The organism is Flavobacterium sp. ENC (genome assembly GCF_020991415.1).
In the GTDB taxonomy this organism is placed as follows: domain Bacteria; phylum Bacteroidota; class Bacteroidia; order Flavobacteriales; family Flavobacteriaceae; genus Flavobacterium.
In genome coordinates, this window is record NZ_JAJMOY010000010.1 from 111,913 (window position 1) to 126,363 (window position 14,451).

Annotated in this window: 11 protein-coding genes; 2 read left to right on the plus strand and 9 right to left on the minus strand. The window is 37.6% G+C overall.

Going from position 1 to position 14,451, the window contains the following annotated elements; genetic code table 11:
- The first annotated feature begins 294 nt into the window (after window positions 1-294).
- A complete protein-coding gene (gene der, locus LPB89_RS19780) occupies window positions 295-1,605 on the plus strand; it encodes a ribosome biogenesis GTPase Der (protein ID WP_127340343.1) in 1,311 nt (436 codons plus the stop codon).
- Window positions 1,606-1,682: 77 nt separating this feature from the next.
- On the opposite strand, the gene LPB89_RS19785 is transcribed toward der, so the two are convergent.
- A complete protein-coding gene (locus tag LPB89_RS19785; protein ID WP_230703368.1) occupies window positions 1,683-3,551 on the minus strand; it encodes a transthyretin-like family protein in 1,869 nt (622 codons plus the stop codon).
- 348 nt (window positions 3,552-3,899) lie between these two features.
- Between LPB89_RS19785 and LPB89_RS19790 the strand changes: the two genes are divergently transcribed.
- Entirely contained in the window at window positions 3,900-6,659 is a 2,760-nt protein-coding gene (locus tag LPB89_RS19790; protein ID WP_230703369.1) for an outer membrane beta-barrel protein, read from the plus strand.
- A 4-nt stretch (window positions 6,660-6,663) separates the two neighbouring features.
- On the opposite strand, the gene LPB89_RS19795 is transcribed toward LPB89_RS19790, so the two are convergent.
- The 8 genes from LPB89_RS19795 to LPB89_RS19830 form a co-directional block, all read right to left on the minus strand.
- Window positions 6,664-7,386 carry a DUF2490 domain-containing protein gene (locus LPB89_RS19795; RefSeq protein WP_230703370.1) on the minus strand — a complete coding sequence of 241 codons (723 nt, stop codon included), beginning with the start codon at window positions 7,384-7,386 and terminating at the stop codon, window positions 6,664-6,666.
- A gap of 201 nt (window positions 7,387-7,587) precedes the next feature.
- The gene (locus LPB89_RS19800) at window positions 7,588-10,134 is read right to left on the minus strand and encodes a TonB-dependent receptor domain-containing protein (protein WP_230703371.1); all 2,547 of its coding nucleotides are present in this window, start codon (window positions 10,132-10,134) and stop codon (window positions 7,588-7,590) included.
- Between the two features lie 246 nt (window positions 10,135-10,380).
- Window positions 10,381-10,794, minus strand: a complete 414-nt coding sequence (locus tag LPB89_RS19805) for an Rrf2 family transcriptional regulator (protein WP_230703372.1) — start codon at window positions 10,792-10,794, stop codon at window positions 10,381-10,383.
- A 72-nt stretch (window positions 10,795-10,866) separates the two neighbouring features.
- Window positions 10,867-11,691, minus strand: coding sequence for a YgcG family protein (locus tag LPB89_RS19810; RefSeq protein WP_230703373.1), 825 nt, complete (start codon window positions 11,689-11,691; stop codon window positions 10,867-10,869).
- A 3-nt stretch (window positions 11,692-11,694) separates the two neighbouring features.
- Window positions 11,695-12,132: a TPM domain-containing protein gene (locus LPB89_RS19815; protein WP_230703374.1), complete on the minus strand. Its 438-nt coding sequence runs from the start codon at window positions 12,130-12,132 to the stop codon at window positions 11,695-11,697.
- A gap of 88 nt (window positions 12,133-12,220) precedes the next feature.
- Window positions 12,221-12,802, minus strand: coding sequence for a LemA family protein (locus LPB89_RS19820; protein ID WP_074659903.1), 582 nt, complete (start codon window positions 12,800-12,802; stop codon window positions 12,221-12,223).
- A 44-nt stretch (window positions 12,803-12,846) separates the two neighbouring features.
- Window positions 12,847-13,179 carry a MerR family transcriptional regulator gene (locus tag LPB89_RS19825; RefSeq protein WP_166920075.1) on the minus strand — a complete coding sequence of 111 codons (333 nt, stop codon included), beginning with the start codon at window positions 13,177-13,179 and terminating at the stop codon, window positions 12,847-12,849.
- A gap of 49 nt (window positions 13,180-13,228) precedes the next feature.
- A complete protein-coding gene (locus tag LPB89_RS19830; RefSeq protein WP_230703375.1) occupies window positions 13,229-14,206 on the minus strand; it encodes a M23 family metallopeptidase in 978 nt (325 codons plus the stop codon).
- Between the last annotated feature and the right edge of the window lie 245 nt (window positions 14,207-14,451).

Sequence of the window (14,451 nt, forward strand, 5' to 3'; positions counted from 1 at the left end):
AAATCCTTTTGTGAAGCTTTAGCGTAACAAAAGATTACTTTACTTTATTCATATTTAAAGCGGAGTTCAGTGAACTTCGTTTGAAACGGATAGCAGGAAACAGCTCCTGAAAATACTCCTTAAAATAACAGGAAAAATAATAAAAAACTTAGGTACTTAGAAACTTAGCGACTGAGCCACTTTTTTACCTACCTTTGCAAAAAATTAAAATAAAGCATTTTGGATTTATAAGTGATAGAATTTTAGGGAACTAAAAATCTAAAAGCTGTAATCCAAGATCTAAAATTCAAAAAAATGAATAACATTGTTGCGATAGTAGGAAGACCTAATGTGGGGAAATCAACCCTTTTTAATAGGCTGATACAAAGAAGAGAAGCTATTGTAGATTCAGTTTCCGGGGTTACCAGAGACAGAAACTACGGTAAAAGCGAGTGGAACGGAAAAGAGTTTTCTGTAATTGATACCGGCGGATATGTTCGCGGAAGTGATGACGTATTTGAAGGTGAAATCCGTAAACAAGTAGAGCTTGCTATCGATGAAGCAGATGTTATTATTTTTGTAGTAGATGTAGAGGAAGGGATTACACCAATGGATGACGTGGTAGCGCGTTTGTTGCGTAAAGTGACTAAACCCGTTTTATTGGCTGTCAATAAGGTAGATAATGCCATGCGTGAGAAAGATGCACTGGAGTTTTATAACCTTGGTTTAGGGGAATATTACACATTTGCCAGTATTTCAGGTAGTGGAACCGGAGATTTATTAGATGCCTTAATCGAATCTTTCCCGGAAAAACCGGAACCTGTTCAGGAAGAGGTAGTTTTACCACGTTTTGCCGTTGTGGGACGTCCGAATGCCGGAAAATCAAGTTTTATCAATGCATTAATTGGTAAAGAACGTTTCATGGTGACCGATATTGCAGGAACGACACGTGATGCAATTGACACCAAATTTGATCGTTTTGGTTTTGAGTTTAACCTGGTTGATACTGCGGGAATCCGCCGTAAAGCAAAGGTTAAGGAAGATTTGGAATTTTATTCTGTAATGCGTTCGGTTCGTGCGATTGAGCATGCCGATATTTGTATATTGGTGATCGATGCCACCAGAGGATTTGAAGGTCAGGATCAGAGTATTTTCTGGCTGGCAGAGAAAAACCGTAAAGGTGTTGTCATCTTAGTGAACAAATGGGACTTAGTAGAAAAAGATACCATGTCGACCCGTGATTACGAAGAGAAAATCAAAAAAGAATTAATGCCTTTTACTGATGTGCCCATTTTGTTCGTTTCGGCTCTAACGAAACAACGTTTATTGAAAGCATTGGAAGCTACGGTTCAGGTTTTTGAAAACAGAAAACAAAGAATCCCGACTTCTAAATTCAATGAATTTATGCTGAAGGTGATTGAAGCGTATCCGCCGCCAGCGACAAAAGGGAAGTATGTAAAAATTAAATATTGTATGCAGTTGCCGACATTGACCCCTCAGTTTGTGTTTTTTGCCAATATGCCACAATATGTTAAGGAACCCTACAAGAGATATCTTGAAAATAAGATCAGGGAAAATTGGGATTTTTCAGGAGTGCCGATCGATATTTATATCAGGGAGAAATAAAATTCTCTTTCACAAAATAAAAAAAGCAACATTTTCAAATTTGAAAATGTTGCTTTTTTGTTTTTAATCAAATTAGCCTAGCTCTGATTTTCATCATAGAAAAAAAGTTGTTCCAATGGTGAACCTCCATCAGAATCACCATCATCTCCGTTATGTTTTCTGGTAGAAGAATACAATTTTAAACTGTAAGTACAACGCACCAGATTATCAAGTGGCGAATCGTTAAGTGCTGCATTGTCGTTTATTCTTTTCACTGCTGCTGTATTTATTACGCCATCTAAAACGTCTCTGTCTATAGAAGGGCTGTTGCTGTTTAAGTGCAAACTGCCGGAAGCTAAATAGGGATGGTATAAGGTGTATTTAGCATGTATCGTACCATTAATTGGACTACACAGCGTACTTTCTTCGAGCTCTTTAATGGCCAGTTTTCTGTATATTGGATTGTTATTCATAATAGCCGAATTCAATATTTTTTCACCATCGATGAAGCCAAATTGATTTGCAGCTTTATTAATCACTTCTCTAATCTCGAAACGTATTGCAAATTTTTCAACAGGAATATCATGCACTGCAGGAATTGGCTGCCCGGCACTAAAGCTGTCCGGTACATTTGGGGCAGATGTTAGTACTGCTGTATCTATTGTAATAAGTGGATCCACGTCAATGAGATTATATAAAGCTAAATCTGCCGGCGTTAACCCACGACTGATGAGTGTTCTTTCGATTGCATGGTTCACATCAAACCAGCCTTCGTCATCAAAATCACTTTGGGCACTATATACAGAAATCTGATTATTGATAAGTGAAAAAACTTTTCTTTCTAATTTAGAAACAATGCCGGGAACAAATAAATCAGGATATTTTCCAACTATTTTAGTAAAACCGTCCAAAGGAGGATTGATTAAAGAGTCATTTGGAAGCGTTGCATCACTTACTGAAAAACGATATTCAATTGGATGCCCTGCCGCTGATTTTAAGGCAGCTTGTCCAGTCAGATTTATTTTTGAAAACAAAACATTTTTATCGAAACTGGCGTAACCTTCAGCATCAAAATCCGGAGCGCTTGTTCCGTAAGAGGAACTGAATTTAGTTCCAATTCCGGTCCATGCACTAGGGAAAGTGTCTCCGGGATCGGTCACCGCGATTTCTGAACATAAATTGACACATAGGCAATAGCCCACATTTTTGCGTGCCTCCGCTTTGGTTTCGTCAATTAGTTTAGTTCCGGCCAATTCGGCTTTAAAGTAAACATCAGGACCACTTTGGAAAGAAAGAAAATTGGGATCGGTTTCTATATTGAGCCACGGGGATAAAAAAGTCTTTTTAAAATCTGCCGCCGAATAATCGATTCTAAAATGTCCCGTAGCATCTGTTGTTGCAACTCCTAAAGTATCATCGGTCAGGAAATCGGCATCCATTGCTGTAACTGTTGCATTGGCGATCGGTTTATTTGTTTTGCAGTTCATCAAATGGCCGCAAATCACCCACGAATCAAAGAAGTGCCCTCTAATGTAACACCACCATTTATGAGCAATGGTATAATTCCATCTCGAATTTTGGTCTTGTGCCTGCTTTTCAAGCTCTGATTGCATCGCTAAAGTGGTGATGTGAAATTGTACCAGCTCCTCTCTTTTTGGTTTGGGATGTTTTGGCGGAACAGAACCACAGACAAAATCAATATCGAAATCGGAATTCAGGTACCTTTCGTTAATTTCAAACTCAAAATCTCCATTTATATCCGTTGTTTTTTTGTCTATAAGTAATCCTTTTCTTTGTGCTGCCTCTTCTTTGGTAACGACATGAAATGCGTCTTTTCCATTGGCAGGTGAATCTGGTAAACGGGTTTCTCTATACGGCAGGTATAATAAAACGTCAACATTTGATATAAACTCGCGACAGTCCTCGCAAATATATCCTCTCAGGGAACCTTTAAAAATAGTACTCATAATTATTTGTTTTTAAATTGCCTACTCTAATCAGTTTTCGACTTTTCTGTCATACTCTTTTTAGGATTTTCTGAACGCTCCTTATCTTTTTAATTATTGATAACAAAGTTTCTGTATTTTGATAAAATATAGATCAGGCTAAATACTATTTTTAATCGGGCGTTTTTACCCTTTTTTAATGATTTTAAAATGTTGTTTTTCAGATTTTTACATTGAAATTGCAGGAAGGGGGAAAAGATTTTAGTACAGCATTTTTCAATTGTCTTTTCGGAAGATTTTAATAAATGTAAAAAGAACAATTAAACCTTTTGAGTTTTTCGGAGTCTTACTATTCTAACTAACCAATTTATGATCAGATTATATTCTTTAGTATTGCTTTTCTTTTTTTGTTATTCGGTAAATGCCCAGAATAATATCATTGTAAAAGGAACCATTGTTGATCTCAACACCCAATTGCCGCTGGAAATGGCTACCGTTTATTTTACCACCGTAAAAGATTCTACGGTTCTCGAATATGCCACCACCGATAAAAACGGCTTTTTCAGTATAAATACAAAAAAATACGACAAACCTGTTTTTCTAAAAGTGAATTATTTGGGTTATCAGCCTTACTATGAGGAAGAAAAAAGCCTTCAGGAAAGCAAGGATTTTGGAAAATTATATTTGTTGGAAAGCGTTAATGCTTTAGATAATGTGGTCATCAAAACAGAAGCACCACCCATTACGGTCAAAAAAGATACTTTAGAATTCAATGCGGCTTCGTATAAAGTACGACCGGATTCGAATGTGGAAACTTTACTAAAACAACTACCCGGCTTTGATGTTGATAATGACGGCAAAATTACCGTAAACGGGAGGGAAGTAACGCAGCTTCTGGTAAACGGAAAGACTTTTTTTGATAAAGACGGCGCCATTGCGTTGAAAAACCTGCCTGCCGAAATTATAAAGAAAATCCAGGTTTCGGATTTTAAAACTAAAAAAGAAGAACTGTCCAAACAGGAATCGACTTCAGATTATTCGAGCATTAATATCACCATCGACGAAAAGAAAAATAAAGGTTTCTTTGGAAAAATCCTTGGCGGATATGGCTCTGACGATCGTTATGAAAGCAGCCTGATTCTGAACTTCTTTAAAAACAAACAAAAGATAAGTGTTCTGGCATCTTCCAATAATATTAACTCCACAGGGTTTTCACAGGATGAGGTATTTGATAATATGGGTGGCGGCAGAAATAGTAAAAACAGTGGTAAAGGCTCAGGTTCCGGAAGCGGTAAAGGAATTACACAATCGAATCTGGCCGGAATTAATTATTCAGATGACTGGACAGAAGACCTGGAATTTATGAGCAGTTATAACTTTTCGAATTCGGTTAATAAAAACGAAAGCAAGTCCAATCAGATTAGTTTTTTACCCAGCGGAAATATCGTCACGGCTGCCGATTCCAAGACCAGAAATGAAAACACCGGAAACAATGCCAATTTTGAACTGGAGTACAAAATCAACCCGACAACCCATTTAGTTGTGGCTCCAAAACTGAATGAATCGCATTCGAACAGCAATTCGTCTTCTTCTACTTTTTCGGAAGATGAAAATGGGCAGTCTTTAAACGAAAGTACTTCGGATTCGTACAGCGAAAGTTCGAATACCAATTTCACAAACAGCATCAATTTCAATAAAACTTTTGAGAAAAAAGCGCGTAACCTGAGTCTGGTTTTCAATAACAGCAATTCAAGAAGTGATTCGAACGGATTCAACGTTTCGGAGACTATTTTTTATCAGGACAATAAACCGAATGACGAAAGAAATCAGAACAGTAAAAATAACAGCAGTTCTGATTCATATTCCTTTGATGTCGAATATACAGAGCCCGTTACGGATTCGCTGAGAATTAGATTCGGTTCTGATTTTGACTGGGCAAGTACGGTAAACGATGCTAAAACATTCAATTTTAATGCTACGACCAATTCTTATTCGGATCTCAATGAATCGCTAACGAATTATACCACGTCAAGCCAGAATTCGGTGAGTCCAAAGTTTGGGATTACCTGGCAGAAAAGTAAATTTACCTTAAATATGAATTCCAGGACTTCAATTATCGGTTATGATAATTACTCCTTATACCGAAATGAGGAAACAGACCTGAACAAAAAATATGCGCTGCCTTTTGCAAATCTTCAGCTTCGATACAAATTCAGCCGCTCAAAAAACCTGACCTTCAAATACGATTATTCAAACGCACTTCCGTCTGCCGTTCAGTTGATGCCGGTACTGAATCTGACCAATCCGCTAAATACTTTAATTGGTAATCCGGATCTGAACCCGATTGAAAAAAATACGGCAAGTATCGATTTTAAAAATTTCGATTTCCGTACCCGCTCCGGCTACAGTTTGTACCTAAAAGGAGATTACTACAATAATGATGTAGTTTCTACATCGGTTTATGATGACAGCGGAAAAAGAACCACGACTTATGCCAATATTTCGGGAACTTATATTGCTTCACTTGGTGCCAACTGGAACCAGTCCATAAAAAGAGATGCGCATGTTTTGAGATATGGCCTCGGAATCAACGGAAGTTATTCTTTTGATAAAGGATATACAAATGAAGTGATTTATAACGCTAAATCTGCAGCAATAACACCAAAAGTGTACCTGACGTATGAATACGGGGATTTGCTTACGATTTCACCATCGTACAGCCTGTCATACAATGAAACCAAATATGAGAACGTTAGCAGGGATGCGAGTTCAAATGTAGTACACCGAATCAATTTGCAGACGACTTCCTACTGGCCGGCCAATTTGATTTTTGGAAATGACTTCGGATACAATTACAATTCAAATATTTCAGGTGATTTTAAGAAAGATTTTTACTTGTGGAATACCAGTTTGTCGTATGGTTTTTTCGATAAGAAAATCTACGCCAAGGTAAAAGTATATGATATCCTGAATCAGAATCAGAGCGCGACAAGAACCATCTCAGCAACCTCCATTCGGGATGAAGAGAATACGGTTTTGAAAAGATATGTGATGTTTTCGCTGTCGTATAAAATTGGAAATTTTGCCTCTAAGGAAAAAGAATCCAAAAGAAGACAAAGGGAAATGTAGGATTTCAGGTTTTGGTTTTGCGGTTAATGCGATGATACAGCGTCAATCTGATAATATCACGATCGTAAAAATCAATGCCGCTTGAACGTCTCTGGAAGCTTTTGAGATAACCCAGTTCCAATCCGACATTAGGATTGAAATGATAGCGTAATGCAGCGTAAATACGGTTCTGGTCAAAGGTATTTCTTTTGTTGTCTTTGCCGAAATTGAATAAAATTTCGTCAGAAATAGTTCCTTTTATGCTGCGTTTGTCTTTTTGCCAAAGCGTAAACATGGACTGTAACCGATATCGGAATCGAAGCGAAGAAGCGTAATCATCCAGAAGTTCCGCTTTGGTGGCTTTTTGGATAAAACGTTCCTCAAGCTGAAAACGGTTATGAAAAGTGATTTTTGCAATATCATAAATAAACGTAATATCCTGCTGGGCCCTGTATTCCGCAACTGAAAAATCGGGGTCAGCCTTCGGATCCTGAGTGTTGACATTAAAATAAGCAAATCCGCCCCCTACATCTATTGTTTTAGTAGCTCTGTAACGCCCCTGAAGACGCACGACAAAAAGATTTTCATGAACAGGATTGACAAAGTTACGGTTATCAAATTCAGAATGAATGGCCCATTTTTCGGTTAGAGGAAAAATATTGTAGTATCGAATCCAGGTCAGGGATTGTTGATCCGTCTTTTTCTGGGCCAGCAAAAACGGACTTGTAAAAACTAAAAGGAATACCATTTGGAGGATTTTCATCTAATCTGTATAAATTCAGGCTGCGAATATAGGCAAACCGGAAAGTACTTACAGAAATTAAGATTGGTTTTTAAATTCGTTTTGAAAGCTATTTTGTGATTTTCAATACTTATTTTAAATAAAAAAACGGGATACGTTTTAGATGACGCATCCCGTTAATTGCTATTAACAAAAAAATAAAATTGTTTACAGAGAATATTTAAAAGTGATTCCATATGTTCTCTGATCGCCTAAAACACCTGCATATTGTCCGGTATTTCCTCCCGCAGGCAATAATTGCTCATAATAATCTTTGTTCAGAAGGTTACGTCCCCAGAACTGAACAGATAATCCCTGAGAAGCGCGGAAGCCTAAACGGGCATTAAAAAGAGCATATCCCTGAACAACTAAATATTTTGAAGCTGACGGACTTGATGAGAATTCAGAACGTGCGTACGAATCAACTGCTACGAAAACTTTCCCTGCATTTCCGAAGAATTTTGCATTATCAGAAAGTTCACCGCCTAAAGATCCTGCCCATCTTGATGCACCAGGCAAATTAGTTCCTGAAACATCTTTAAAAGCTACTGCGGCTCCGGTTTCTTCTAAAGGAAGCGGTGCGTTGGTAAATTTAACATAGGTACCGTCTGTATAAGTCGCAGCTCCGTTTATGGTTAAGTGCTGGCTCACTAGAAAACTTGCATCCACTTCAACACCTCTTACACGAACTTTATCGGCATTGGCAAGATAACCACGGTTAACCCCTAATTCTGCTGCCTGAACGTTAGTCTGGAAATTTTTGATATCAGTATTAAAGAACGTTACGTTAAAAATAGAGCCTTTAAAGGGAGAAGTTTTTACTCCGACTTCATAATGATTTACTTCTTCCGGTTTAATCACAGCCAGTTCCAATAGCGGAGCACCTGCTGAATTGGTTGGAAGTCCTGCTACATTCACACCAACCGGTTTATAACTTTTTGCAAAGGTACCGTAAGCATTAATTTTATCTGTAGCTTTAAAAGAAACCGTTAAGTTTCCGGAGAAATCGGTATTGTCTGTATTTGAGGCAAAAGCCTGATCGCTGTATACTTGTTTCTTCAAAGCAAGCAAAGCCGGATCAGTGGTTTGTAATCCTCCGTAAGTAGTACGGGTGTAATCGGCATCTTTTTTATCAAAGTTATAACGTAAGCCCGGTAATAAATGTAAACGTTCTGTAACTGCCCAGTCCAGTTGTCCAAATACAGCAGCACTGGATGCTCTTATGCGGGCATCTGTTTTGATTCCGTATCCTTCAAAAAGCCCCGGAGTTTTCCATAAATTGCTTGTAGAACTTTGAGAAAATCTCCATTGTGCATTTCCGGATTCTTCGGTACCATTGGTTTGTGAAGTCTGATCGATAAAGAATACGCCCACAACACCGCTTAATTTTGAGCTAAGCTGTCCTGCATAACGAACTTCCTGTGTAAATTGTGTTTGTCTGGTTGGATTTTGTGATAATGCCAAGACCTGCAATCCTGTGAAATCCCTGTCATTTGACGGATCCCAGTTCCAAAAACGCCAGGCTGTAGTAGAAGTCAGTGTTCCGCTTCCGATTTTGGTGTCAATGTTAAGCGAAATACCTCCCATATCCTGTCCGGAACGCCATGGTGTATCGTGATCGATTTTACGGTCAAAAGCATTCTGACTTGGTAATTGGTAATTTAAATCAGCGATGATCGCATTAAACTGACGGTAAGGAGCTCTTTGAGTAGGCGCAACACCTGCAACAACCTGTGCATATCCGTCAGGACGCTGTGTTGTAATGTCTGCTGCCAGTATAATATTTGTATTTTCTGAAGGCGTATAAAGCAATTGTCCTCTAATTCCCTGATTGTTCAGTGTATTAGTCGCTCTTCCTGTAGCAACATTATCGATTAAACCGTCACGCTGCGTTCCTGAGAAAGATAAACGTCCCGCTATTTTTTTGCCCAAAGCTCCTGTAACAGAGGCTTTCGCTTGTAAAAAAGCATAATTTCCGTAACTTACTTCAAAGTCTGCACCAGAAGTAAAACTTGGTTTACGGGTTGTAATATTAAAAGCTCCCGAAGTTGTGTTTTTACCAAATAATGATCCTTGTGGTCCGCGTAATACCTCAATTTGTTCTACATCGATAAAATCAAGTGTAGTGGCTGCCGGACGGGCGTAATAAACTCCGTCAACATAGAAACCAACACCCGGGTCGATTCCGTCATTCGTTAGACCGAAAGGAGAACCTAAACTTCTGATATTGATTCCGGTATTTCTTGGGTTTGAAGAGTACAATTGAACAGAAGGCACAAGTTCCTTGATTCTGTTTACATTAAAAGCACCGGTTTGTTCGGCCTGTTTACCAGTGATAACCGAAACGGCAATAGGCACATCCTGAACTTTTTCGATACGACGTCTTGAAGAAACGACAACTTCTACCAGTTTATTTTCCTCATTAAGAGTTACCAATAGTGGAGTGGCAGGTAAGGTAGAAACATTGTATTCTGCAGTTGTGTACCCTGTGTATTGAATCAAAAGAGTCAGGGGAAGTCTTCCCTGTGTATTAATGCTGAATTTTCCGCTGGCATCTGTAATGGTGCTGAAAGTAGTTCCTTTTATGACCACATTGGCAGCTTCCAGAGGAATGTTTTCATTTGTTGTTACTGTCCCTTCTATGTTTTGAGCGAATGAGATAGAGAACGTTAAAAAAGATAATAGAGTAAGTATATTTTTTATAGATGTTTTCATTTTTATATTAAGTATATGTGATTAGTAGAATTTAAATTAAATTTTTTTTACCAGCACATACACATCATAGAAGAATTGTTTTTTAAAGTAGAGAATTGACTATTTTGGTTTTTTTGCAAAAGATTTTTAGATACACCTGATCGATTGTAATGTAATTTCATAGGGTTAAAATTTGTAATTGTTGGTTGATTTTTTTGCAAATATATGTAAATTCTATAGATTAACTAGGGATTAGGAAATATTTTTTTATTTCTTTACCAATGAGGCGATTGTAATGCCTTGCATTGCTTTAAGAGTTTCGTCACGAATGATCATTAAACCATGTCTTAAGGTGCATTCTTCCTCAGTTTTACAATCTGAGCATGGTTCATAAAAGTTTAAGGAAGCACAGGGTAAAAGAGCAATTGCACCGTCAAATAAACGGTGAATTTCTGCCAGGGTAATATCATTTTTAGATTTTATCATATAATATCCGCCAAATTTTCCCTGCTTACTGCTTACAAAACGGCCGCGTTTCAGATCCAGTAAAATCTGCTCTAAAAACTTTTTAGGAATGTTGGCTCCCTCAGCAATTTCTATCGTTTTAGAAATGTGATTTTCGTCCTGTTCTGCTAAATAAAGTAAGGCCTTAAGGGCGTATTTTGCTTTATGTGATAACATCTATTTTTAAATTATGAATTATAAATTGTGAATTTTAACCTGAAACAAATTAAACCTGAAACAAAACAAACGCTACCAGCCTCCGCTTGAACCTCCGCCGGAGAAACCTCCGCCGCCAAATCCACCACCGAAACCGCCGCCCCCGCCTCCGGATGACCCGCCGCCGAAACCGCCAAATCCACCGCCGCTGCTTCTGCCAAGACTGCTTAACAGAATTACATCCATCAGGCTCGGACCTCCGCCACTATTGCCTGAATTTCCGCCTCCGCCTCTTTTATTTCGGGACAGTAAAATTAACACAATTACAACAATAACAATGAAAGGAAGGATCGGAAAATCTTTCCCTTTGGTTTGTTTGCGTTCTCCTTTGTATTTTCCTTTAAAAACGTCAAATAAGGCATCTGTTCCTTTGTCAAGGCCGTTGTAATAGCTTCCGGCTTTAAATTCGGGAATAATGATATTTCTGATAATCTCTCCGCCAATTCCTGCAGTAAGGCGGTCTTCTAAACCGTACCCCGGATTAATGGCAATTTTTCTTTCTTTCTTCGCCAGTAAAATAATAACACCATTGTCATCTTTTGCTGTTCCTCCAACTCCCCAGGTTTGTCCCCATTTGGTAGCCAGCAGGCTCACATCTTCATTTTGCAGGCTTTCTATCGTAATCACCACAATCTGGGTGGTCGTGGAATCCGAATAACGAATTAGTTTTTGTTCCAATTGTGCTTTTTCGGTAGCGCTCAGAACATTCGCATAATCGTAAACTGAAGTCTGAAGACTTGGTTTTTCCGGAATTTTAAATTGGGCAAAAGCGCAATTAATAGTAAGGAAAGCAACTAACAGAAAGGATAAATGAAAGATTCCTTTGGAATTTGAAGTTTTATTTTTGGAAATTTTCATTATTTATCCTTTTGAGATTTCGTTTGATAATTCATTAGTATCGTCAGCCGACCATGGAAAATATTTTTTTAATTGCTCACCGGCACTTGAAATGCCGTCAACAATACCTTGTTTGAAATTTCCGGATTTAAACTGGGCCGCCATAATATCTTTGGTTGAATTCCAAAAGTCATCATCAACGAGGTCGTTTATTCCTTTGTCTCCACAAATAGCAAAATTTTTATCTGCTACGGCAAAGTAGAACAAAACCCCGTTTTGTAATTGGGTTTCATCCATTTTTAATTCATGAAAAACTTCTAAAGCCCGGTCGAAAGGGACTTTAGAAGTTGTTTGTTCTATATGTACTCTAATTTCGCCAGAAGTATTTTTTTCGGCCACGCGAATAGCTTCGACAATTTCTTGTTCTTCTTCTTTGGATAAAAAATCTTCTACTTTTGACATTGAAATTATTTTAGAGTTTAGATTTCAGATTTTAGATTTCAGACTGAATCTGAAATCTAAATCGTTAATCAAAAATATTAAATCTTATTTAGAATTTTACTTCAACTGGTTTGTCTGCGCCTGCAACAGCTTCAAAGTATGGTTTTTCTTTGTAACTTAGAAACCAGCTGTTAGGGATTGCAAGAACATACCCATTGTAATCTTGTACCGCTTCGTTAAAACGGGTTCTGGCTGTTAAAATTTGGTTTTCGGTACTGGCCAATTCGTCTTGTAGTTTCAGGAAATTTTCATTTGCTTTTAATGTTGGATATTGTTCAACAGAAACTAACAATCTGGATAAAGATGATGATACACCACTTTGAGCCTGATTGTATTGCGCTAATTGTTCCGGAGTCACATTGCTTGGATCAATGGTTACCGAAGTAGCTTTTGCACGAGCCTCAATTACAGCTGTCAATGTTGATTTTTCAAAATCTGCTGCACCTTTTACTGTATTAACTAAGTTTCCGATAAGGTCATTTCTTCTTTGGTAAGTAGTACTCACATTTCCCCATTCTTTATTAACTGCTTGATTTTTTTGTAAACCAGTATTTTTAATTCCAATTGACCAAAAAGCAATAATAGCGATTAGTACTACTATAATTCCTACAGGGATTAACCATTTTTTCATATCCGTTTTAATTTAAGTTTGTTTTAATTTATTTAATAAATGTACTATAATTCGTTTTTGATTTCTGTTAGTTGTGTTTTTATGGACTCTAATTTACGTATTATTTCGAATTTATCTAATGTTTTCTTTTGTCCTTCCTTCAAATGAGTTTTGGCTCCTTCGAGTGTAAAACCACGTTCTTTGACCAAATGATAAATCAACTGTAAATTGGTAATATCTTCCGGTGTAAACATTCTGTTGCCTTTTGCATTCTTTTTAGGTTTCAGAATATCGAATTCGCTATCCCAAAACCGGATTAAAGATGCGTTGACATTAAAGGCTTTGGCTACTTCGCCAATGCTGAAATATCTTTTATCTTTAGAAAGCTCAATATGCATGATTTATATTTTTCTGTTTTTTACTTCAAACTTACTACTTTTTGCAGTGTTAATCTAATGACTGGTTTTCCTGATTGGCCATATGTGAAATGGCCACGTATTCTACTGCCGAAATATTTCCGTAATAAAAATTCAGCGGATTTACCACTTTTCCGTCTTTGTGCACTTCATAATGGCAGTGAGGGCCTTCAGAACGCCCCGTGCTTCCCACATAGCCAATTACATCGCCTCTTTTCACATGTTGTCCGGGCCTGCAGTTGTATTTGCTTAAATGAGCGTACAGGCTTTCATATCCAAAACCGTGCCTGATGACCACATGATTTCCAAAACCTGATGCTGTATTGTCAGCTCTTGCTACCACACCATCGCCTGTTGCGTATACAGGAGAGCCGGTACTGGCGGTGAAATCCATACCGTTATGCATTTTTCGCACTTTCGTGAAAGGGTCAATTCGGTACCCAAAACCGGAAGCAACGCGTTTTAAATTTTCATTCCGGACTGGCTGAATGGCAGGAATTGCCAAAAGCAAATTTCCTTTGACACCTGCTAATTTCAAAATCTCATCCAGTGATTTGGACTGAATGGCCAGTTGTTTCGAAAGTCTGTCAATTCGTTTGGTCGTATTCAGTACCAATTGCGAATTGTTATAACCTTCTAAATCTTTATATCTCTTGAGGTCCTTAAAACCTGATTTCCGGATCGAATCGGGAATTTCAGCTTTGTTAAAATAAACCCTGTAAATATTATTGTCCCTGTCTTCTATCGCTTCCGTTACCTCATTAATCTCATCCATTTTTTTATTCAGAATCGAATACTGCAGCTTTAAATTTTCAATTTCACGCGCCTGCAGACGGTCTTTCGGGGTTTCGAAATAAGGCGTGTTGACTAAAAGAACGAAAACCAGAAAGCCAAACAGGGCTGAAGCCAGCAAAAACAGTAAAGCGTAACCGATTTTGATTCTCTTTCTGGTTTTTATTTTTGTATAAGCCAGATTTTCTGAGTCGTAATAATATTTTACTTTCGCCATATTTTAAAATACCCTATTTTTGCAGCTTGTAAAATAGTTAGTCGAACAAATTTAATAAATGTTTCAGTTGTTCGGGGCTTTTTTTCAAGAATAAAATAATTAGATAATTGAGTCAATTTGATAATTAGATAATGAGAGAACCGGGTAATTTATTGTTTGAACCTGTAAGTTTAATTTAAAATTATCTAATTATCGCATTTTCAAATTAACACATTTTTTAATTATCAAATTAACACATTATCACA